Genomic DNA, 20,699 nt, shown 5'->3' with positions numbered 1-20,699 from the left:
TGCGCCTCGAGCGGGCGGCGCGTCGCTGTAAGATTCTGCGACATTTGGCGAGGTCAGAGCGGATAAGTCCGCTCGAGCAGCGCATCGACGTCGAGCCGCCGCATATCTCCGGCTCCGACGACGCGACCCCATTGCCCATCGAAGCGCGTCGCGAGAAATCCCTCCGCCATCATAGCCGGGGCTTGGCGACGCAGAAGACAGGCCTGAGCAGTCAGCACGAGACGCTGGGCAAATCTCCGGCCTAACGCCTCAAGTTCGTCGCCCGGCAGGGACAAGGCGTCGCGAAGGGCCTTCAGTTGTCCTTTGATGCGCGGCTCATCGCCGCCGTCAGCGGCGAACTCGTCCAATAAAGCGAGCGCCGTCTCGGGTTCGCGGCGAACAGCGCGCATGACGTCGAGGCACATCACATTGCCGGCGCCTTCCCAAATGGAGTTGACCGGCGCTTCGCGAAACAGACGCGCCATCGGTCCCTCCTCCACAAAACCATTGCCGCCAAACACCTCGATGGCCTCGCCGCTGAGTTCAACCGCGCGTTTGCAGATCCAAAATTTGGCAGCCGGAGTCATGATGCGCTTCCAAGCGCGTTGGCTCGGGTCGCCGCTGTCTTCAAAGGCCCTCGCAAGGCGCACCATCAACAGCGCCGCGGCCTCGCTCTCCAGGGCAAGATCGGTCAGCACGGAGCGCATCAAGGGTTGCTCGACAAGACGATGGCCGAAGGTCCGCCGCTGACGCGCGTAGGCTATTGCTTGCACCGCGCATTGACGCAAGATCGCGGCGCTGCCGATGACGCAGCTGAGGCGCGTGTACGTGGCCATCTCAATGATAGTCGGGATGCCTCGTCCCTCCTCGCCCATCATGACGCCCAAAGCGTCGAAGAACTCAACCTCGGCGCTCGCATTGCTGCGATTGCCGATCTTATCCTTCAAGCGCTGAATCTGAACATCATTTTTCGAACCGTCAGGCCGCCAGCGGGGCACGTAAAAACAAGTCGGACCGGCGTCGGTCTGCGCCACGACGAGATGGGCGTCGCACATCGGAGCCGAGAAAAACCATTTGTGGCCGCGCAGCGTATATTCGCCCCGGCGCCCGCCGGCGCCGACTGGCGTCGCGCGCGTCGTATTGGCGCGCACGTCCGAGCCGCCCTGCTTCTCGGTCATGCCCATGCCGATCAGAATGGAGGACTTTTGCTCCATGGGAATATCGCGCGCGTCATATTCTCGAGAATGGAGTTTTTCTCCAAGCTGCGCCCACAGCGCAGTCTCCTTTTGAAGCAGCGGAATGCAGGCCTGGGTCATCGTCGTGGGGCACATCGTGCCGGCCTCGACCTGACCATGCAGATAGAGACCGGCGACGGAGGCCGCCCAACGTCCAGAACGCTGACTGGAAAACGGAAGCGAGATCAGCCCCGGCTCGCGGCATAGCGCCAAGAGAGCGTGCCAACTTGGATGGAATGTCACTTCGTCAAGACGGCGGCCGCGGCGATCAAATGTCTTCAGTTCGGGAGGATGCCGGTTCGCCTCATCGGCCATGCGGAAGCTTTCGGGGCTTCCGATGCGGGCGCCAAACGCGTCGAGCTCGCGCGCGAACCAGTCGGCTCCCTCTCTCTCCACAGACTGACGAAGACACGCGTCGGTGGCAAACAGGTTGTAACCGGTCAATTCGTCAAATTGATTGACAACCTCATGAGTTCGCCAGGTCAAAGTCGCGTCTCCTCTCATGGCGCGTTGAGACCGAAGCGTCTGCGGTCAATGGCGCCAAATGGGCGCCAAAGAGCCTGCGGCGCCCCGCCGATCTTGAGCCGGGGTTGAAATGGAATCAACTCAGTCGCCGTCGCGCCGGAACCAAAAGGCAAGCTATTCGATGAGCCGGCTCGCATGTGCGGAGCCCCGGCCGCATAGGCGCTAATCTTCGAAATCTTTTGGATCGAAGGCGCGGAAGGTCGAGCAGAATTCGCAGGTGACGCCGATCATGCCGTCATCGCCCACCATGTCGGCGCGGTCCTCCGCGGTAAACCCGCGCAGCATGGATCTAACGCCATCATCCGAGCAGCGGCAGGCATCTTGCAAAATTTGCGGCTCAAAGACTTTTACACCGGGCTCGTGAAACAGCCTGTATAGCAGCCGCTCGCTCGACAAGGTCGGATCGACGAGTTCATGATCCTCGATCGTGGCGGCGATGGCCTTGACCTCAGTCCAGGCGTCATCCTCCTGCGGCGCCTCATACGTCAGCCCATCCGGCGCATCGCCAGGATGGAGATCCGCTCGCCTTTGCCGCTCGCTGGATCTTGGCAAGAACTGCGCCAGCAGGCCGCCCGCCCGCCAGCTGACGCCATCGCCAGCGACCCTTTGCGCCACGGCCAGACGGACCAGCGTTGGAATTTGCTCGGACTGACGGAAATATTGATGCGCGGCTTCCTCGAGCCCCTGCCCCTCCAGGGCGACGATCCCTTGATAGCGCGATGCATCGACGCCCTGATCGACGGTGAAGGCGAGATGACCTTTGCCGAGCAGGTCCCCGCCAACCGCAAGCTTTTCTGCATCGAAACGTGCAAAAGCGCGCAGGCGATCAGGCGCATCGAAATCGACAACCAGCATGTCGATTGCGCCGTCGGTGCGCGTTTGCAGTTGGAACCGTCCGCTAAACTTCAACAATGAGCCAAGCAGCGCGGTCAGCGCCAAAGCCTCGCCGACGACTCGCGCCACCGGCGGCGGATAATTGTGTTGCTCGAGGATATGATCGACGCTGGGGCCAAGCCGCACGACGCGGCCGCGCACGTCAAGCTGATCCACGGCGTAAGGAAGCACCGCATCATCAAGGCCCTGATCCGAAACCGGCCGCGAGGCAGGACCCTGAGACGGCGCAGAAGCCATATCCATCATGCTTTCGCAACTCCAAAGCACCAGGACAGGATGCCTTTTTGGGCGTGCAGTCTGTTCTCGGCCTCATCAAAGACGACAGATTGCGAGCCATCGATGACCTCATCGGTGACTTCCTCGCCGCGATGAGCGGGCAGGCAATGCATGAAGATCGCATCCTTGGCGGCGGCGGCCATCAGCTTTCCATTCACCTGGTAAGGCGCGAGCAGATTGTGGCGAGAGGCCTCGTCCTGATCGCCCATCGACACCCAGCAATCCGAGACCACCGCGTCCGCGCCATCAACAGCCTCGAAAGGATCGCGCATAAGATTGAGGCGGGCTCCGAAGCGGCGCGCCCAATCCACGAGATCGCCGGAAAGCTCGAGCTCGGCGGGGGTCGCCACATTCAACGAGAAATCGAACCGTTGCGCGGCATGGACCCAGCTCGCCAGAACATTATTTGAGTCGCCGCTCCATGCCACCGTGCGTCCCTTGATCGGTCCCCGATGCTCCTCGAAGGTCAAAACGTCGGCCATGACCTGACACGGATGCGAACGCTTGGTCAGCCCGTTGATCACCGGCACGGCGGAATAGCGCGCGAGTTCGACGATATCGTCATGCTTCAAAACGCGGATCACCATCGCATCGACGAAACGCGACAGGACGCGCGCGGTGTCGGCGATGGTCTCGCCGCGCCCAAGTTGCATTTCCCTTCCGGTCAGCATGATCGTCTCGCCGCCGAGCTCACGCATGGCGAGATCGAACGACACCCGCGTGCGCGTCGAAGGCTTGTCGAAGATCATCGCCAGAACCTTGCCGGCGAGCGGTTTTTCAGCCGCCGGCTGGCCCTTGCGCCGCAGCGACTTGATCGCAACGGCGGCATCGAGAATGCGGCGAAGATCGACTGCGGGAATCTCCGAAAGATCGAGGAAGTGCCGGGCGATGGCGATCTCTCCCTCTATGCTGGAGGCGGTCATCCGCTCGCCTCGCTCAGGGCTGCGGCTTTGTCGGTTTCGAAGCGCGCGCAAGCGGCGCCGAGGCGCTTGATCCCTTCGGCGATTTCTTCCTCGTTGATGATCAAGGGCGGCAACAGACGCGCAACATTGTCCGCTGCCGGAATAACCAGGATCTTTTCGGCTCGCGCGGCGGCGGCGAACTCGCCGACTGGGACGCGCAGAGCGATGCCCTGCAACAAACCCTCGCCACGAATCTCGGCGATCACGCGGGGATGGGCGTCCTTCAATCCGGCAAGGCCTTGCTTCAGTCTCAAACCCATCAAGGCGACGTGATCGAGAAAACCGGGCGCGAGCACGACGTCCAGCACGGCGTTGCCAATGCTGGTGGCCAGGGGATTGCCGCCATAGGTGCTTCCGTGCGTCCCAACAACCATACCCTTGGCGGCCTCGCGCGTGGCGAGGAACGCGCCGAGCGGAAATCCGCCGCCGATGCCTTTGGCGATCGCCATGATATCGGGCGCGACGCCGGACAATTCATAAGCAAATAGCTTGCCGGTGCGGCCGACGCCGGTTTGGACTTCGTCGAAGACCAACAGAAGACCCTTCTCGTCGCAAAGATCACGCAGCGCGCGCAAGAATCCCGGCGCAGGAACGCGGATGCCCCCCTCGCCTTGGATCGGCTCGACCAGGATCGCCCCAGTCTGCGGACCGATGGCGGCCTTGACCGCTTGAATATCGCCGAAATCGACGGAATCGAAGCCTTCGACCTTGGGACCAAATCCCTCGATATATTTGGGATTGCCAGCCGCCGCGATCGTCGCAAGGGTCCGGCCGTGGAAAGCCCCGTTAAAGGTGATGATGTGGAACTTTTCCGGGTGTCCGCTCGCCGATTGATATTTACGCGCAGTCTTGATCGCGCCCTCTATCGCCTCGGCGCCGGAATTGGTGAAGAACGCGTAATCGGCGAAGCTGACCTCCGCAAGGCGCGCGGCGAGACGCTCCGCCTGCGGAATTTTGAAAAGGTTGGAGGTGTGCCAAAGCTTGCCGCCCTGCTCGATCAGCGTTTCAACGAGATGGGGATGCGAATAGCCGAGCGAGGCTACGGCGATGCCGCCGCCGAAATCGAGAAATCGTTCGCCGGTCGTCGCAGTCAGCCAGACTCCATCTCCCCGCTCAAAGGCGAGATCGGCGCGGGCGTAGGTGGGAAGCAGCGACGATGGCACGTATTGTCTCCGGGGTGGATGCTGAAACTGGATCGCGAATGCTCAAAATCAAATCGCCGCCCGAATAGGGCGGTAGGGATGGTTTAACTCATCATATTTACAAGCAATATCAATGAGCTATGAGAGGATGAAGCCGATTGTCAAAGATTTGTCCAATAAAACCCGCCAAGGTGATGCGGACGCTAGCTGACGACAATCCGCCAACGCGGCCTATGACAAACGCACTGAGGGGTTATGGTTCGAGTGCGGCGCTCTCTTTGCGCACCCTCGCCTCGCCACAATTCTAACGGCGTTCAGCCGAGCGTCAAGGGAATGTCGCCCGCCCACGCTAAAGATAGAAAAAAGACGCAATATCAATACGATGCTGCACATCATCACTCGTGAAGGACAGAAAAGTCTTTTCGCGGCGCGGAAGAAAATCGCTTGCGGGCAATAATTTAAGCGCATCGCCGCTGCGCGCAACGCCGGCGCTTGCTCCCAAATCTTGACCAGCGGCGGGTTGTCGCTCCTCCTAAGAGAACGAGGTCGCCTTCGTCGGGCAGTCCCAAGACGACGTGGATCGTCCGCTGAAACGTCAATCGGACAAGAGCACGGCGGACTTTGCGGGATAGTGAATTGCGCAAGGAATATAGGCGTCGGGAATTTGCAAGGACGGCGGCAGATCTCCGCCGATGGCGAGATGGTCCGGCAAAAAGTGCGTGTGAGGTCCTTGGGGCGATGCGTCGCCCGGAGATGGGATCGGCGTGAACACCTCTATTCTTCCCACCGAGCTTCGAACGACCCGCGTCGGCGAAACGCGAAGCAGTTCGCTGCCGATCGAGGCTAACAGCTCCGGCCATTTCATGCCGACGCATCTACCGAGGCTCGTCACGAGATCGGGCCGCGCAGTGCGGATGCCAAACCCCGCGGCCATCCTGCCGAGTCCGAAGTCATAGAGCGTTTCGCTCCGGCGTTCGCCGTCGATAGCCGCCGCATCTGCTCCAAGGCAAGTCAGGCCAAACAGCGGCAATAGCGTCGCGCGCTCCCGCGACACCGCGAGAATGATGACGTCGTGGGCCGCCGGATCTAAGGAGGAGCCGAACGCAAAGGCTCGGATATGTTCCGACGCCTCGAACGAGATTGCGCCTCGAGACGTGCGGGCGACGACATCCCGCTCTCTGGTATCGAGATCGACATGCTCTCCCTCGTCGATAAAGAACTCCGCGACGGCGCCGTAAATGCCGGATACCCAAGCGCCGCCGCCGAATCGCAGCGTATCCACGATGAACGACTGCAATTCGTCGACGCTCCATCCGAGCCGGTGCAAGCCCAAGCCCAGACGCTCGCGCCGAGCAGGCAATTCAGCCCACACCCGGTTTCGTTCGTCGCGCGACGTCTTTCCCCACGTCGCGATCTCGTCGCGCGTGCGGGCGCAGCCGAGGCACAGGCTCACACTTTCATCAATGCGGCAGAGTCCTATGCAGGGACTAGAAATCATCAGCGTCCCCTACCGGATCAACATATGACTATGAAAGATGATATTCGATGACGCCGGTCTCAAAGAAATTCTTCTCTTTCTTGAGATCCATGGCCTCGGATATCCAGGGAAACGGGTTGAAGCGAACATAACGACAGCCCGGTCTCATGCGCCAGCTCCACCCGCGTCAGGCTTTTTCGGACCGCGCATCAGGCGTTGCGTCCATTTTTCAAGCCGGTCGAGATATAAATAGACGACTGGAGTCGTATAGAGCGTCAGAAGCTGCGACACTAGTAGACCGCCGACGATCGTATATCCGAGCGGCTGGCGCAGTTCCGCTCCGTTGCCCTTGTTAAGCATCAAGGGCACGCCGCCGAGGAGCGCCGCCATGGTTGTCATAAGGATAGGCCGGAAGCGGAGGGTACAGGAGCGGTAGATCGACTCCTCCGGGGACAATCGTTCGTTTCGCTGCACCTCCAGCGCGAAGTCCACCAGCATGATGCCGTTTTTCTTCACAATTCCAATCAACAAAATGATGCCGATGATGGCGATCACGCTGAGATCGAGACGAACGGCCATCAGCAACAACAACGCGCCTATGCCGGCGGATGGCAGCGTCGAAAGGATGGTGATCGGATGGACCATGCTTTCATAGAGCACGCCGAGGATGATGTAGATGACGACCAGCGCCGCCGCTATTAGCACGGGCGTGCCCGCCAGTGCATTTTGGTAGGCGCGGGCGTTGCCTTGGAAGCCCGTCATCAATGATGCTGGTTTGCCGCTCTCTCGATCAAATTGACCGACCGCCGCGACGACATTTCCGAGCGCCACGCCGGGCTTCAAGTTGAATGAGATCGTAACGGAGGGAAACATTCCCTGGTGATTGACCACGATCGGCAACGGCTCAATATTGCTTTTCACCACTGTGGTCAGAGGAACCTGCTGGCCAGTTGAAGAGCTGACATAGATGCCGGCAAGCGCTTCCGGGCCGTACTGAAATTTCGGCGCGACCTCAAGAACGACATGATACTGATTGAGCGCCGTGTACATGGTGGAGACGATGCGCTGGCCGAAGGCGTCGTCAAGAATGTTGTCAATTGTCGAAGGCAGAATTCCAAAACTCGACGCCACCTCCCGATTGACCGTCACATTGAGCAGCGGGCCGCCATTCTCCTGGTCCGTGCTGACGTCGATCATTCCCGGAATCGTCTTGAATTTATCGAGGTAGACCGTCGTCCAGTGATTGAGTTCGTCCAGATCGGGGTCGGAAAGAGTGTATTGATACAGCGTCTTCGAGAGCCGGCCGCCAATGACGATGTCTTGCGTCGCCTGCAAAAAGAGACGGATGCCCTGCACTTTGGCGAGTTGAGGAGCCAACCGATCCATGACCTGCTGCGCGCTGACGCCGCGTTCTTTGAGCGGCTTCAAGACGATGTAGACGCGCCCCTGATTGAGCGTCGGCGTCGAGCCTCCGGGGCCAATGTAGTCGGAGACCGAGTCGACCGCCGGATCCTTCAGGACGACATCCATGAGCGCCTGTTGGCGCTCGACCATGGCGGGGAATGAGATATCCGTCGCCGCCTCGGTGATGCCCTGAAGCAGTCCGGTGTCCTGCTCAGGAAAGAAGCCTTTGGGAATGACGGCATAAAGATAGCCCGTGAAAGCGATCGTCCCCAACATCACGAGCAGCGTCGCAAACTGATGCCGCAGAACGATCTTGAGGCCGCGTTCGTACAACGCCAGCAGACCGTCAAAGCCGCGCTCGAATAGCCGGTAGACCCAACCGTGCTGTTTTCTCGACTGATCCTTGAGCAGACGCGCGCACATCATCGGCGTCAGCGTGAGCGAAATGATAAGCGAGAGAATCAGCGAGACGCTGATGGTTACGGCGAATTCCTGGAATAATTTGCCGACGTAACCGCCCATCAGGAACAACGGGATAAACACCGCGATCAACGACAGCGTAATCGAAACGATCGTGAAGCCGATTTCTCCCGCTCCTTTGAGCGCGGCCTCCATGGGCGTAAGGCCCTCTTCAAGATAGCGAACGATGTTTTCGATCACCACGACCGCATCGTCGACCACGAAGCCGACCGCTATCGAGAGCGCCATAAGCGACAGATTGTCGAGGCTGAAATTAAGTTCGTACAAAACCGCAAACGTGCCGATAAGTGAAAGCGGCACTGTGACGGCGGGAATAACCGTCGCCCAGAAATTGCGCAGGAATATGAATATCACCATCACTACAAGCGCGACGGTCAGCATCAAAGTAAATTGCACATCGGCGACGGAGGCGCGTATAGTCAGCGTGCGGTCCGAGGCGATCGAGACCTTGATGGCGGGCGGGATTGACGCTTGGAGCTGGGGCAATATCGCTTTGATAGTGTCCACTGTCTTTATAACGTTGGCGCCAGGCAAACGTTGAATGACGAGAACGACGGCTTGTTGCTTGTTGTACCAGCCGCCCAGCAAATCATTTTCAGGTCCGTCGATCGCCTTTCCTATGTCGCGAATGCGCACCGGCGAGCCGTTGCGATATGCAATGATCAGATCGTCATAGGCTTCAGGCTTCAGAAGCTGATCATTCGTATTGAGCGTAAACGTCTGACGCGGACTGTTGAGCGTCCCTTTCGGCAGATCGACGTTCGCTTCGCTCAGCACCGCGCGAACATCCTCGAGGCTGATATTTCGCGAAGCGAGCGCTTGCGGATCAACCTGAACGCGGATCGCGGGCTTTTGCTGGCCGCCTATTCCGACGAGACCGACGCCGGATATTGTTGAGATCTTCGGCAGCAGAATATTTTCTGCGTAGGCGTCGACTGTCGTCATCGGCAACGAATCGGAGGTAAGGGCCAGAAGCATTATCGGAGCATCAGCCGGATTGACCTTCCGGATCGTCGGCGGATACGGCAAATCGGTCGGCAGATATGGGGCCGCTGCATTGATTGCGGCCAAAACATCCGTCGCCGCGCCGTCGATTTCGCGACTGAGCTCGAATTGTACTGTGAGCTGCGTGTAGCCAAGCGCGCTCGATGAGGTCAACTGTGTGACGCCGGGAATTTGGCTCAACTGCTGCTCAAGCGGCGTTGCGACCGTGGACGCCATCGTCTGGGGATCGGCGCCCGGAAGCTCCGCGGAAATCGCGATGGTTGGGAAATTGACGTTTGGAAGCGAGGCGACCGGCAGCAGCCGGTAAGTGACCAAGCCGCAGAGCAGCAGCCCCGCCATCAATAGCGCCGTCGCTATTGGCCGCTGAACGAATGGCGCCGAGAGGTTCATGGGATTTCCTGCTCCGAGCTTTGCAGATCGGATTCACGTGCGGCTTCGCCATGCAGCTCGTGAACGCGAGAACCGGGTTGGAGCCTGTATTGGCCGTCGGCGACGACCCTTTCGTTCGCGCTGAGGCCGGAATCGATGAGAGCTTGGCCCTGGCTGATCTGAGCGACAGTCACTGGGCGTATCTGCGCTGTCCCATCGTTCGCAATCACGTAGACGTAGGACCCCTTCTGACCTTGCTGCACGGCTGCAACAGGGATCGTCAATCCGTCTTTTTGAGTTCTGAGAAGCAGCCGCGCGTTGACGAGTTCGCCCGGCCAAAGCATGTGCTGGGCATTTGGAAATGTGGCTCGTAATCTTATCGTTCCGGTCGTTTGAATGATTTGGTTATCGATCAGCAGGAGCTTGCCTTCGTCGAGCTTCGTCTTGTCGTCCTGAGTGTAGGCGAGGACCTTGACCGGCCCCTTGGCCATTTCCTGCTGGATTTCGGTGAAATTTGTCTCAGGCAGCGTGAAGATCAACGATATCGGCTGGATCTGCGTGACGTCGACCAGGCCGTTCGGATCCGAGGGGTGAATGATGTTGCCTTGATCGATCTGCCGGATGCCGGTGACGCCATCGATTGGCGCAGTCAGCTGAGTATATGAAAGATTTACCTTTGCGCTTTCGATGACCGCTTCATCGGACTCCACCTTAGACTGAAGCTCGGCCACCTGCGCCTTTTGCGTGTCGACCAGCTGCGACGTAGCAAAACCCTTTTCCTCCAGCGGCGTATAGCGGCCGAGATTGGCTTGCGCGTTGGCAAGCTGAGCCTGATCGCGGTCGCGATCAGCGGTCGCTTGATCGAGGACCGCTTGATAAGGACGAGGATCGATGACGGCGAGCAAATCGCCTTTCTTCACCGTCTGCCCTTGGTGGAAATTGATCGAGATAAGCGGTCCGGTGATCTGGCTGCGCACCTGGACATTGTTGAAGGCTATGACGGTGCCGACGCCGATCAGATAAATGGGCACGTCGTGGCTTTTGACCGTTGCCGCCACAACCGGAATCGAAGGAGCGGAGGCAGCTGGCGCAGTCGGCTGCGCCTCGTCCTTATGCCGGACCGTCACGCCGACCGCGGCGGCGATGACCAGCAGCGCCGCCCCGAGAATAATAAGCCGTTTCGGCATCGAATGCTCTCCATTCCGATCTTGTTAGCAAGCGCTCCAATCTTATCAGCAGCGGCTCGCTGCGGACATGCCAGGCGCGCCCGACGTCACTGACAGACCGGGACAAGGCGTACCTGGGACGTCGGGAGGCGGGGAGCCTGTCGTTTCCGGACTTTCGCCCGGAACGCCAAGCTCAGTGGCGCCAAGCGGGATGCCGCTGCCCATGGACCCTGGCGCCGACCCTGCGACGCCGGAAGTTCCCGCTCCGCCGAGGGGCAGGCCGGATCCGCCGGAGCCGCAACCGGTCCCCATCGTCGCCGAACCGCCCCCGTCGAACGTGGAGCTTAATCCAGCCGATTCGCCGGCTGTCGCCGCTCCGCTGTTGCAAGGCGTGGCGCCGGCGAGTGGACTCTCCCCGACCGTATTCAATTCAGATGCGCCAAGAGGGATTCCCGTTGGTCCTGACGGCGCGTTGGAATTTATCGAGCCCAACGGGGATGTCGGTCCCATGCCAGGCCTTGGGGCGACCTGCCCGAAAACGACGCCGCCGCCAATAGAAACGGCGATCGCCGCAGCGGCAAGAACTCGTCGCATCGAAGCCTCCGTCTGTTTGCGCGCAAAAAAAAAAGTCGCTCGCGCTGTCATCTTTCCGCCTGGCGCCTTGATCAATCCTTCCACGGACCTTTGCCTAATCGGGAGCACACAAATACGCAAGATAGCCGGTTACGCGGGCTGTTCGCAGATTACTCCCAAAATGGGTTTTGACCGGGGTTTTCGGCTAGGGTCCAGACTCACAACCAGTAGCAAACGGTAGCGGCGATGCAGACTGTGGCGAGGAAGTTTAATGCGTTTCGGTCGTAGCGCGTAGCCACGCGCCTGAAGTCTTTCAGGCGGCAGAACATGCGTTCGATGGCGTTGCGGTTTCGATAGAGGAAGGGCGAGAAGCAGTTCTTCCACCTGCGATTGGCCTTGGGCGGGATATTCGGCATAGCTCCGCGCTCCTCGACCTGCCGACGGATCGCATTTGCGTCGTAGCCCTTGTCGCCATGGAGGATTTCGCAAGGAGGAAGTCGCGCGATAAGCTCCGCGCCCGCCGAGCAATCGGCGATTTGGCCGCCGGTGAGCATGAAAGACAGCGGGCGGCAGTCCGCATCGGTCAATGCGTGGATTTTGGTTGTGCGCCCGCCGCGCGAACGGCCGATGGCCTGATTCTTCTCCCCCCTTTGCCGCCACTGGCCGAGCAATGCGCCTTGACCGCCGAGGAGTCGATGAGGACCTGCGCCGGCGGCCCGCCTGCTTGCGCAAGCGCGTGGAACAGATCGATCCAAACGCCCTTAGCAGCCCAGCGAACGTAGCGATTGTAGAGAGTCTTCTTTGGCCCGTACTCCAGCGGCGCGTCAATCCAGCGTCCGCCAGATTTCAGCACATGAATGATCCCGCTGACCACCCGGCGATCATCGACGCGCGCCTTGCCGCGCGTGTCCGTGGGAAGATGCGGCGCGATCTTCGCGAACTGCGCGTCCGTCAGCCAGAATTGATCCCGATTCATAGTCGCTTCCTTTCGGAAGCTGTGAATCACAATCCGCCTGTCACGCCAACCATTTTATGGGTCTGGGCCCTAAGACGAGGGCTAAACCGTCAGACTTCAGTCGAGGTCTTTCAGCTGACTATAGGAAAACCGAACAAGCTTATATTCGCACGCAAAATCATTTTACCGGAAAAGATTGTCGTCGAACATGTCGTTCGGGATGATGCGCTAGGCTCAGGACCTATTAAATTTGCCTGAGATGTGATTCCTGGTCTCCGCATGGGGAGGCTGGGATGAGTGATTTGTTTTTGTTGGGCGAGCGGCAGATGGCGCGGCTTGCGCCGCATTTTCCTCTGTCGCATGGCGTTCCGCGGGTTGACGACCGTCGGGTGGTCAGCGGAATCGTCTATGTGATCCGCAACGGCCTGCAATGGAAAGATGCGCCCAAGGATTACGGGCCGCACAAGACGCTTTACAATCGCTTCATCCGCTGGAGCCGGCTCGGCGTCTTCGACCGCATATTCGCCGCGCTCGCTGGCGAAGGTCCAAAGCCCGAGCGCATCATGATCGACGCCACGCATCTGAAGGCGCATCGCACAGCGGCGAGCCTGCTCAAAAAGGGGCTCTTCCCCGCCGTATCGGGCGCACGAAAGGCGGACTGAACTCGAAGCTCCACGTCGTTTGCGACGGCGCCGGCAAGCCCCTCGTCATGTTGCTCTCGGAGGGCCAGATGAGCGACCACAAGGGCGCGCGGCTGATGCTCAAGGCTTTACCGCCCGCTTCAATGTTGATCGCCGACAGGGGCTACGACAGCAACTGGTTCCGCGCCGCGCTGAAGGCCAGGGGCGTCGAGCCCTGCATCCCGCCAACCAGAAGCCGCAAGCTTCCCATTGCCTATGACAAGACGCTCTACCGCCAGCGTCACAAAATCGAGAACATGTTCGCCAAGCTCAAGGACTGGCGGCGCATCGCAACCCGCTATGATCGATGCGCCCACACCTTCTTCTCCGCCATCTGCATCGCAGCCGCCGTCCTCTTCTATCTCAATCAATGAGTCCTGAGCCTAGGCGTGGTAAGTTTCGTCGTTCGACTTCAGCTCCAATTCTGCTCTGGAGCCATGGCGCGCAAAATCAATTCGGCGAGATCTACCGGTGCAATCCGGAGAATGCTGAGGAACAATGCGCGATGTTCTGGTCGAGTCTGAGACCAATCACTTTAACTTTATGCGGGCCCACATCGCGTCATGTAACGATCGCGCGGGCCTACCTCAGATTTTCCGCGGCCGCATACCGTCGAGGCTAAATAAGTAAAGCGTTAGGCAGGCACGGACAAGAGGAGCCGCAGCTGGTCGCCAACGGCCCGCAGAATGTCGGCAGAGCCCGGTTCATCAACATTCCGGACGGCGCGGGACAAGGCAACGCCGCCAACCATCGCAGCGAACATAAGAATGGCGCGGTCATGGCCATGTTCCGCGCCGACCGCTTCGAGGCTTTCGCCCGCCAAAGCGACGAAGTCCTCGATCCCGTTCCGGAAGGTCGCCTGCGACTTGGTCGGCAGCCGCGGAATCTCCGACGCCAGCGCCGCCGTCGGGCAACCCTCTTCCGGATCGTCCCGGTGCTCCGTCGAGAGATATTGCTGCAGGAACTCCGAGGCGGTTAGGCCGGTGAAATCGCGAAGGCAATCGTCGAAGGCGCGCTTCGTGGCCTCCACCGCGAGCGCATCCTTCGACGGGAAATGGCTGTAGAGCGCGCCGTGGGTCAGGCCGGCTGCTCGAGCGACTTCGGCGACGCTCAGCTGATCGAATCCGCGGCCCCGAATCTGAGCGGAAGCCGCCTGGACGATCGCGTCGCGATTGACCGACGCTCTGGCCTTAGAAACCTTCATCTTCTCGATCCGCCGCGCGTTTCGGCTTGACTCTAATCATTGCTATCGCCATTAATACAATCATTATGATTGCAATCATAACGTTCCGGGGTGCGGAAAGCAACTGCGAGAGGCGTTTTCCCGTTTTCGAGAGGTCGTTATGAGGATTGAAGGTTCCGTAGCCCTGGTCCCCGGCGCAGGCGGGATTGGGGCCGCGGAAGGCGGCGGTCGCAAAGGAGTTGACTACTTCAGCTGCGATGCCCCACGAAATCATCGACGCCGCCGTCATCCGCAACCTGATCTCACCTGACCAAGTTTCGGCCGATCAAACGCCCGCGGTCATTTGGCGACGGCGAGCGTCGATGCGGACCAACCCGACATCGGAGCGCTCCACTTCGTCGTGCATTTACGGCGGTGGTCGTGACCGTATTCGATCTGCCTGAAACTCTCGCGGAGCTGCACGATGATCTTCGACCCCGAAACCATGGACGCAACGGCCTGTTACAGACTGTTGATCGGAAGCGTCGTGCCAAGGCCCATCGGCTGGGCATCCACACTGTCCGCAGACGGCGTCCCGAACTTGGCGCCGTTCTCGTTCTTCACCGTCGTCTCACGCAAGCCGCCGATGGTTAGCCTCTCGATTCAGCCGAGGTCGGATCGGCTGCGGTTGAAAGACACCCTCGTCAACATCCAAGCGACCGGAGAATTCGTCGTCAACATCGTTTCGCTGTTGCAGGCGAATGCGATGCACGCGTCCTCTGTCGAGTTCGCGCCTGAGGTGGACGAATTCGAGGCGGCCGGGCTGCGTAAGGCCCCCAGCCATTTGGTGAAGCCTTCGCGCGTGGCGGATGCGCCGATTTCGATGGAGTGCCGCCTGGAAAGGATCCTCCCTATGGGAGAGGTCGGCGACCATCTGGTCATCGGCAAGATCGTCCGCTTCCACGTCGCTGACGCCCTGGCGCTGGAAAATGGCCGCATCGACACGGCCGCGCTGCAGCCGGTTGGACGTCTCGAGGGCGAATATGTGCTCAGTGAAAATGTCTTCGCGTGTCCGGTGGCTGATGAGGTCCTTCAGGATCGGGCCGGATCTCGTATGCGGCGCCTTGACGGCAAGGACGCTCACTGGTCGCCGCTGACGGAAAAGAGCTGGTCGCCGGCCGGCGACGGCAAGGTTTCCTGATAGGCGCCACTGCGATTGACGCCTTCAGACAGACCTCTCAGGGATGCGGCAATGACGACGATCTTGGTTTCCGGCGCGACCGGCGACACTGGCAGGCCGACGGTAAAGCTCTTGTTGGAGCGCGGCTTTCAGGTCAAAGCGCTCGCGCACCGGGACGACGAGCGCGCTCAGCGGCTTCGGAATCTCGGCGCGCATGTGGCGCTCGGCGATCTGTCGAGCCTGCGCGACGTCCGCATAGCCATGGAGGGCGTCCAGCGTGCGTATTTCTGCTACCCCCTCGCCAGGGGGCTGGTGGAGGCGGCTGTTATCTTCGCCCAAGCGGCCAAAGAGCAAGGCGTCGAGCTTCTCGTGAACATGTCGCATAAGCAGTCGCGCCCATTCGCAAGAAGCAAAGCGACCCAGAACCATTGGCTCTCGGAACAGATCTTCAATTGGTCGGGCGTGCCCTCTACCCATCTGCGGATCACCTTCTTCGCGGAATGGCTGCTCTACATCGCGCCCCAGATCCGTTATGGCCGCTACGTGATGCCCTTTGGCAAGGAGAGCCGCTTTGCTCCGCTCGCCGCGGCCGACAGTGCGCGGATTATCGTCGGCATCCTCGAAAAGCCGGAAAGCCACGCGGGCAACGCCTATGCGCTGCACGGACCGGTTGAATATAGCCATGAGGAGCTCGCAGCGGAGGTGGGTCGCGTCCTCGGCAAGGACCTGCCCTACGAGCATGCCACCGTATCGACGTTTCTTGAACTGCTCGGCCTTCAGGATGCGTCGGCGATGCGCAAGCACTTCGAGGCCGTGACGATCGATCAGCAGGAGGGACTCCTCGCAGGCATCGACAGCATTGGTGCGAAGATCATTGGTCAGCCGTTGATGACGATCGAGGATTTTATCAACGCGAACAGGGCGGCTTTCGAGTTGCACTATCCCCTGGCATCCTGAGCGGCCACCGCATTCGTATGCGGCGGAGGAGTTCGTGCAGTAGGACGGGGGCGTCTGCGTAGGAAACGGGCTCCGGGTCCTCACTCTCCTCCAAAAAAAGGACGAGGGCGACTGTAACAGTCTCTTATTCCTTGAGCGATCTTGGACCGCTGACGAACGGACTGTTCCGAAGATAAAATCGCAGGAGTCGGTTTGCATCCCGCGAAATGCCGATCCTGATGCTTTGCCCGATTTCGCCGGGTTCGTGATCATCGCGTCCCAGCCACAGCGGACCGGCCTGACAAAGATCGAGCCCGTCAAGCCGACGATCAACCCGCAACGCGGCAGCGAGCCTTCCTGGTCCTCGCGCCAAGTCTCGCAAGCGCTCGATGCCGCGATTTAGCTGCATGATCGGAATGCCTTCGAGCGGCTCGAGCGCCCTGATCAGGACGCCGGCTCCGATCCCGGGCGTCTCGCTCGAAACATTCACCATGTATGAGCTGCCATAGGCGAAATAAATATAGGCGTGTCCGCGCTCGAGAAACAGCGAGTGATTACGCTGTGTCATCCCCCGGTAGGCGTGCCCGGCGGCGTCGCCGACGACATAAGCCTCGGTCTCAACAATGCGACCGCTGACGATGCCTTCAGGCAACTCCCGCACCAACGTCTTGCCAATGAGATAGCGGGCGAGGGACGCCGTATCGATCGGCAGATCGGAGCGAGCGAGCGGCAGATGGCCATCATTACGGCGCCGAGGCTTCAAAGCATCCGCTCGACCCATTGCGCGCGCGAAGGCCCCGGTTCGAACGGATCGCCGAAATACTGGGTCTCGCGGGCGACCTTCCCATCGAGGAACTCCATGATGCTCACGGTGTAAGACGGCCGCCCATCATAGGTTAGAATATATTCAGTGACCCAAAGGTCGCCCGCGCCGATTATCCGCCTCACTGTGAAGCGCTTCCGGTTCGGCTGCGCTGCGCGAGACGACTGTATTTTCCGCCGCCCGCGGATGCGCTCGCCCGATTGAGGATATTCGAGCACCGCATCCTCTCGGTAAATCTGATGCTCCTCTTCGAAGTCGTTCGCGTCGGAGGCGGCCCAGTGGCGGTCCAGATCCGCTCGAATCTCTCGATCTTCCATATCAGATCTCCTTGACCATCGCCGTCAATGTTGTAGCTGCCGAGAGGCCAAAATTGGGAAATGGCCGCTTTTCACCTTAGGCCGCTTCGCGCCTGTAGCTATCATCGCAGCACCAAATTGCGCTGCCGGAAAGCAGATAATTCGCACAGGTTCGACCGCCGCCGCACGAAACGTAGTCAGCTTCGTCAAAAGCGACGGCGACGTCAAAGATCCCGCCCGAGCCAAATGCGCCGCCGCAATTGGAGCCGCTCGACCTTGATATCGTCTGGGGAGGGCCCTAGAAATGAAGCCCTGAGCGAAGAGCCCATCTCGCCGGCCGCACTCGGGGATCGGGTCCAAGGCCACGAGGCCGTTGGCCGAGAAGACACGCATCATTGTGACGGCAACAGCTCGGGCGAGGCCGGAAACGCGGCTCCCAAATCAAATCGAGCGTCTGCGCCTTCCGACCACGACCCTACAGGCGACTAGCATAATCACCCGAGTCACTCTGCAACGACTACGGAAAGGAGCGCATTATGAAGGTCCTGATGGTTCTTACCTCCCATGACCAGCTCGGCAATACGGGGCGCAAGACCGGTTTCTGGCTGGAGGAATTGGCGGCGCCTTACTATGTCTTCAAGGATGCCGGCGCCCAGATCACCCTTGCATCGCCCAAGGGCGGCCGTCCGCCGCTAGATCCCAAGAGCAACGAGCCGAATTTCCAGACCGACATCACCCGCCGGTTCGAGAAGGACGCCGACGCCGAAGCCCAGCTCGACAGAACAGTGCGCCTCGATAGCGTCAAGCAGGAGGACTACGATACCGTCTTCTACCCTGGCGGTCATGGGCCGATGTGGGATCTCGCCGAAGACAAAAACTCAATCAAGCTGCTCGAATCCTTCCTGGCCGCGGGCAAGACCTTCGCGGTGGTCTGCCACTCTTCCGGCGCGCTGCGTCATGTCAAGACCCCGGACGGCAAGCTGCTCGTCGCGGGCAAGACCGTGACCGGCTTCACCAATGGCGAGGAAGACGAGGTAGCATTGACGAAAGTTGTGCCCTTCCTTGTCGAGGACGAACTGATGAGGCTCGGCGCCACTTTTTCCAAGGTCAAGAACTGGGGCGTTCACACAGCCGCCGACGGCCAGCTGATCACTGGCCAGAATCCGGCCTCGTCCGGCCCGGCCGCGAAGCTTCTGATTGATGCGCTGAAAAAGAACGGGAAATAGTCAGGCCCAATGACGTCAGGGAGGCGCGACATGCGCGCCTCCCTCGCCTTTGTCTCTGTCAAAAAAGCCGCCCGCGTGCAACAGGCCGAGGATTTCCTCAAAGTCCTGATATTGAACCGATCCGTCACCCGCTTGCTTCGCGAGATCATTGGTCGCATTGGCTAGATCTTCGATCCCTCGCGCCGCGCCCCAACGTTGCGCCGCCGTGTTTATGTGGGCTAGACGGCGAGCATCGTTGAGGAGATTGATTCCGGCCGGCGCGCCATACCTGCGCGCCTTTGTGGTCCCCGGCCGCGTCGCTAGTTTCAATGTCCGGCGGCTTCCAGGATCAGCTGGGTAATCTCGTCGGGATGTGAGATCAGCGAGAGATGGCTTGATTTCAGTTCGATGGTCTTGGCTCCCATGCGTTTGGCCATGAAGCGTTCGAGATCGGGATTGATCGTCCGGTCTTCCGTCGAAACGGCATAGAAACTTGGCTTCGACCGCCAGGCCGCCTGCGTGGTCCTGCCTGTGAGCAGAGCCTTTTGGAACGGTTCCTGGACGGCATAGAGCACCTTCGCCTTCGCTTCCGGCAGGTCGCCGGCGAAATCGCGCAAAAAGGCGGCCTCGCTGAGGCGCCCCTCGTCACCGTCGAAGATGACGCCGGCGGATGCAGGCGGCGTCGGAAATGTCTTGGCCAACGCCCCGTAGTCCTCGCCCGCATCCGGCGCCCTCGCCGCCACATAGACAAGAGCCGAGACGTTTGGATGCATGCCGGCCTCCGTCACGATCATTCCCGAGAAGGAATGTCCGACCAAAACCGTCGGGCCGTCCTGTCGCGCCAGCACGCGCTCCGCGGATGCTACCGCTTCAGGCAGCGTCGTCAGAGGGTTTTGCACGGCCGTGGCATTAAGGCCTGCCGCCTGCAATCGCGCGATCACCTCGGCCCAGCTGGATCCATCGGCGAACAGTCCATGCACGAGGACGACGTTGCGCGCCTTCGGCGGAGCGGGGATTTCGGCCATGCCCCGGGTAGAAATCAGCGAGGCGGCGGCGCCGGCCATCATCGCGGCCAAAAAAATACGTCTATTCATCATCATCATCATCTATCTTCTTTCGATCGTGAGGGTGTGCGGCAGAATCTGCCCGGCGCAAACACAAACGGCGCACCGAATGTCGATGTTGAAGTCCCCTTCCCCTTCACCGCCTCTCGGCGGCCGGCGCGCAGCGAACCGTGGCGCCGCGAACGCCGCGCTTGTTGGCGTCGAAGGGAGAAGAAATTTGCGATTAGTTTTGTTCAACATAACCGATGTGATCCCGCGCTCAAGATTGGAAACGCCTCACGCGCTCACCTTCTTGATCAGACGCAGCATATGGTCATCGAGGCTCTGGGCGACCTTGTCGATATCGGCATTGTGAAACTGCCCAAACCGCATTGAGGGCTTATCGTATTCAAAGGTCGTCCCGCCATGCGCGTTTTCATATACATTAAGCCGCAGAGGAGCGTAGAGCGCGGCGCTAAAATTCAGCTTCGTCATTTGGGCGGCGGCGACGACGTTGCCGAGATAGTAGACGTTCCCCTGTTGCCGTCCTCCTTCCAGCGCCAGCAAACCGCCCTGTTCCGCTACGAAGTGGATCATGAAACCATCTGGCTCGAGGCCCTCCGTCAGCTTCGCGCGAAGCTCGTCAATCTTGTTTTCCTTGAGGAGTTCACGATAGCTGTTGTAGAAGCGCCTGACCTCGGCATTGAGCCGAGATGTCACGAGTCGATAGGGCGTGGACGTTTCAATTGTAATATGATCCATCACGACGGGAGCGGTCGAGACCCCAAGGTCCTCCGGTGCGCCACTCATGGCGGCGCCTCCCAACGCCACACTCGCGCAAAGCAGAGCGACTGCGCCAAAGACTCTTCCCGACATCATCACTCTCCATGATTCTGAACGCGGCTTAAAACCTGCCCCCACCAATCCTTTGG

Annotated in this window: 20 protein-coding genes and 1 pseudogene; 5 read left to right on the top strand and 16 right to left on the bottom strand. The window is 60.0% G+C overall.

The features are described from left to right. Positions 1–53: 53 nt before the first annotated feature. The 9 genes from WDN46_11430 to WDN46_11390 form a co-directional block, all read right to left on the bottom strand. Complete coding sequence (locus tag WDN46_11430; GenBank protein ID MEJ0094014.1) at positions 54–1,700, bottom strand: acyl-CoA dehydrogenase family protein; 1,647 nt, start codon at positions 1,698–1,700, stop codon at positions 54–56. Between the two features lie 201 nt (positions 1,701–1,901). Next, positions 1,902–2,870 (bottom strand): Hsp33 family molecular chaperone, encoded by a 969-nt coding sequence (locus WDN46_11425; protein MEJ0094013.1) that lies wholly within the window; start codon positions 2,868–2,870, stop codon positions 1,902–1,904. A gap of 5 nt (positions 2,871–2,875) precedes the next feature. Beyond that, positions 2,876–3,832, bottom strand: a complete 957-nt coding sequence (gene argF, locus WDN46_11420) for an ornithine carbamoyltransferase (GenBank protein ID MEJ0094012.1) — start codon at positions 3,830–3,832, stop codon at positions 2,876–2,878. Further along, the gene (locus WDN46_11415; protein MEJ0094011.1) at positions 3,829–5,034 is read right to left on the bottom strand and encodes an aspartate aminotransferase family protein; all 1,206 of its coding nucleotides are present in this window, start codon (positions 5,032–5,034) and stop codon (positions 3,829–3,831) included. Before WDN46_11415 ends, argF begins: the two co-directional genes overlap by 4 nt. A gap of 574 nt (positions 5,035–5,608) precedes the next feature. Further along, positions 5,609–6,511, bottom strand: a complete 903-nt coding sequence (locus WDN46_11410) for a DUF1289 domain-containing protein (protein MEJ0094010.1) — start codon at positions 6,509–6,511, stop codon at positions 5,609–5,611. 144 nt (positions 6,512–6,655) lie between these two features. Further along, positions 6,656–9,769 (bottom strand): efflux RND transporter permease subunit, encoded by a 3,114-nt coding sequence (locus WDN46_11405; GenBank protein ID MEJ0094009.1) that lies wholly within the window; start codon positions 9,767–9,769, stop codon positions 6,656–6,658. Beyond that, positions 9,766–10,935 carry an efflux RND transporter periplasmic adaptor subunit gene (locus WDN46_11400; GenBank protein ID MEJ0094008.1) on the bottom strand — a complete coding sequence of 390 codons (1,170 nt, stop codon included), beginning with the start codon at positions 10,933–10,935 and terminating at the stop codon, positions 9,766–9,768. The genes WDN46_11405 and WDN46_11400 overlap by 4 nt, the downstream gene beginning before the upstream one ends. A gap of 45 nt (positions 10,936–10,980) precedes the next feature. Then, on the bottom strand, positions 10,981–11,508 hold the full coding sequence (locus WDN46_11395) for a hypothetical protein (protein ID MEJ0094007.1): 528 nt from the start codon (positions 11,506–11,508) through the stop codon (positions 10,981–10,983). Positions 11,509–11,705: 197 nt separating this feature from the next. Next, positions 11,706–12,463, bottom strand: a protein-coding gene (locus tag WDN46_11390; protein ID MEJ0094006.1) for an IS5 family transposase whose coding sequence is annotated in 2 segments (ribosomal slippage) — positions 11,706–12,124 and positions 12,124–12,463 — 759 coding nt in all. Because the reading frame shifts where the segments join, the coding sequence is not laid out codon by codon here. A 272-nt stretch (positions 12,464–12,735) separates the two neighbouring features. On the opposite strand from WDN46_11390, the pseudogene WDN46_11385 reads away from it, so the two are divergent. Both WDN46_11385 and WDN46_11380 read left to right on the top strand, forming a co-directional pair. Beyond that, positions 12,736–12,906, top strand: a pseudogene (locus WDN46_11385) (transposase). Continuing rightward, entirely contained in the window at positions 12,873–13,496 is a 624-nt protein-coding gene (locus WDN46_11380; protein MEJ0094005.1) for an IS5 family transposase, read from the top strand. The pseudogene WDN46_11385 and the gene WDN46_11380 overlap by 34 nt, the downstream one beginning before the upstream one ends. A gap of 260 nt (positions 13,497–13,756) precedes the next feature. Here the strand turns inward: WDN46_11380 and WDN46_11375 are convergent, their stop codons facing one another. After that, the gene (locus tag WDN46_11375; protein ID MEJ0094004.1) at positions 13,757–14,326 is read right to left on the bottom strand and encodes a TetR/AcrR family transcriptional regulator; all 570 of its coding nucleotides are present in this window, start codon (positions 14,324–14,326) and stop codon (positions 13,757–13,759) included. Then, positions 14,313–14,579, bottom strand: coding sequence for a hypothetical protein (locus WDN46_11370; GenBank protein ID MEJ0094003.1), 267 nt, complete (start codon positions 14,577–14,579; stop codon positions 14,313–14,315). The genes WDN46_11375 and WDN46_11370 overlap by 14 nt, the downstream gene beginning before the upstream one ends. Before the next feature lie 189 nt (positions 14,580–14,768). On the opposite strand from WDN46_11370, the gene WDN46_11365 reads away from it, so the two are divergent. Further along, positions 14,769–15,485, top strand: coding sequence for a flavin reductase family protein (locus tag WDN46_11365; protein MEJ0094002.1), 717 nt, complete (start codon positions 14,769–14,771; stop codon positions 15,483–15,485). 63 nt (positions 15,486–15,548) lie between these two features. Then, entirely contained in the window at positions 15,549–16,421 is an 873-nt protein-coding gene (locus WDN46_11360) for an NmrA family NAD(P)-binding protein (protein ID MEJ0094001.1), read from the top strand. A 124-nt stretch (positions 16,422–16,545) separates the two neighbouring features. Here WDN46_11360 and WDN46_11355 read toward each other — a convergent pair whose 3' ends face one another. Then, positions 16,546–17,181: a DNA-3-methyladenine glycosylase gene (locus WDN46_11355; GenBank protein ID MEJ0094000.1), complete on the bottom strand. Its 636-nt coding sequence runs from the start codon at positions 17,179–17,181 to the stop codon at positions 16,546–16,548. Then, positions 17,160–17,540, bottom strand: a complete 381-nt coding sequence (locus WDN46_11350) for a nuclear transport factor 2 family protein (protein MEJ0093999.1) — start codon at positions 17,538–17,540, stop codon at positions 17,160–17,162. Before WDN46_11350 ends, WDN46_11355 begins: the two co-directional genes overlap by 22 nt. A gap of 515 nt (positions 17,541–18,055) precedes the next feature. Between WDN46_11350 and WDN46_11345 the strand changes: the two genes are divergently transcribed. Next, a complete protein-coding gene (locus WDN46_11345; protein MEJ0093998.1) occupies positions 18,056–18,745 on the top strand; it encodes a type 1 glutamine amidotransferase domain-containing protein in 690 nt (229 codons plus the stop codon). Positions 18,746–18,760: 15 nt separating this feature from the next. Here WDN46_11345 and WDN46_11340 read toward each other — a convergent pair whose 3' ends face one another. The 3 genes from WDN46_11340 to WDN46_11330 all read right to left on the bottom strand — a co-directional run bounded on the left by WDN46_11340 (position 18,761) and on the right by WDN46_11330 (position 20,577). Further along, entirely contained in the window at positions 18,761–19,054 is a 294-nt protein-coding gene (locus WDN46_11340; protein MEJ0093997.1) for a hypothetical protein, read from the bottom strand. Then, positions 19,051–19,824, bottom strand: a complete 774-nt coding sequence (locus WDN46_11335) for an alpha/beta hydrolase (protein ID MEJ0093996.1) — start codon at positions 19,822–19,824, stop codon at positions 19,051–19,053. The genes WDN46_11340 and WDN46_11335 overlap by 4 nt, the downstream gene beginning before the upstream one ends. A gap of 240 nt (positions 19,825–20,064) precedes the next feature. Beyond that, entirely contained in the window at positions 20,065–20,577 is a 513-nt protein-coding gene (locus WDN46_11330) for a DUF302 domain-containing protein (protein ID MEJ0093995.1), read from the bottom strand. Between the last annotated feature and the right edge of the window lie 122 nt (positions 20,578–20,699).

This window comes from Methylocella sp., assembly GCA_037200525.1.
GTDB lineage: Bacteria > Pseudomonadota > Alphaproteobacteria > Rhizobiales > Beijerinckiaceae > Methylocapsa.
The sequence above is the reverse complement of the archived record's forward strand: the minus strand, read 5'-3'. Positions and strand labels throughout refer to the sequence as shown.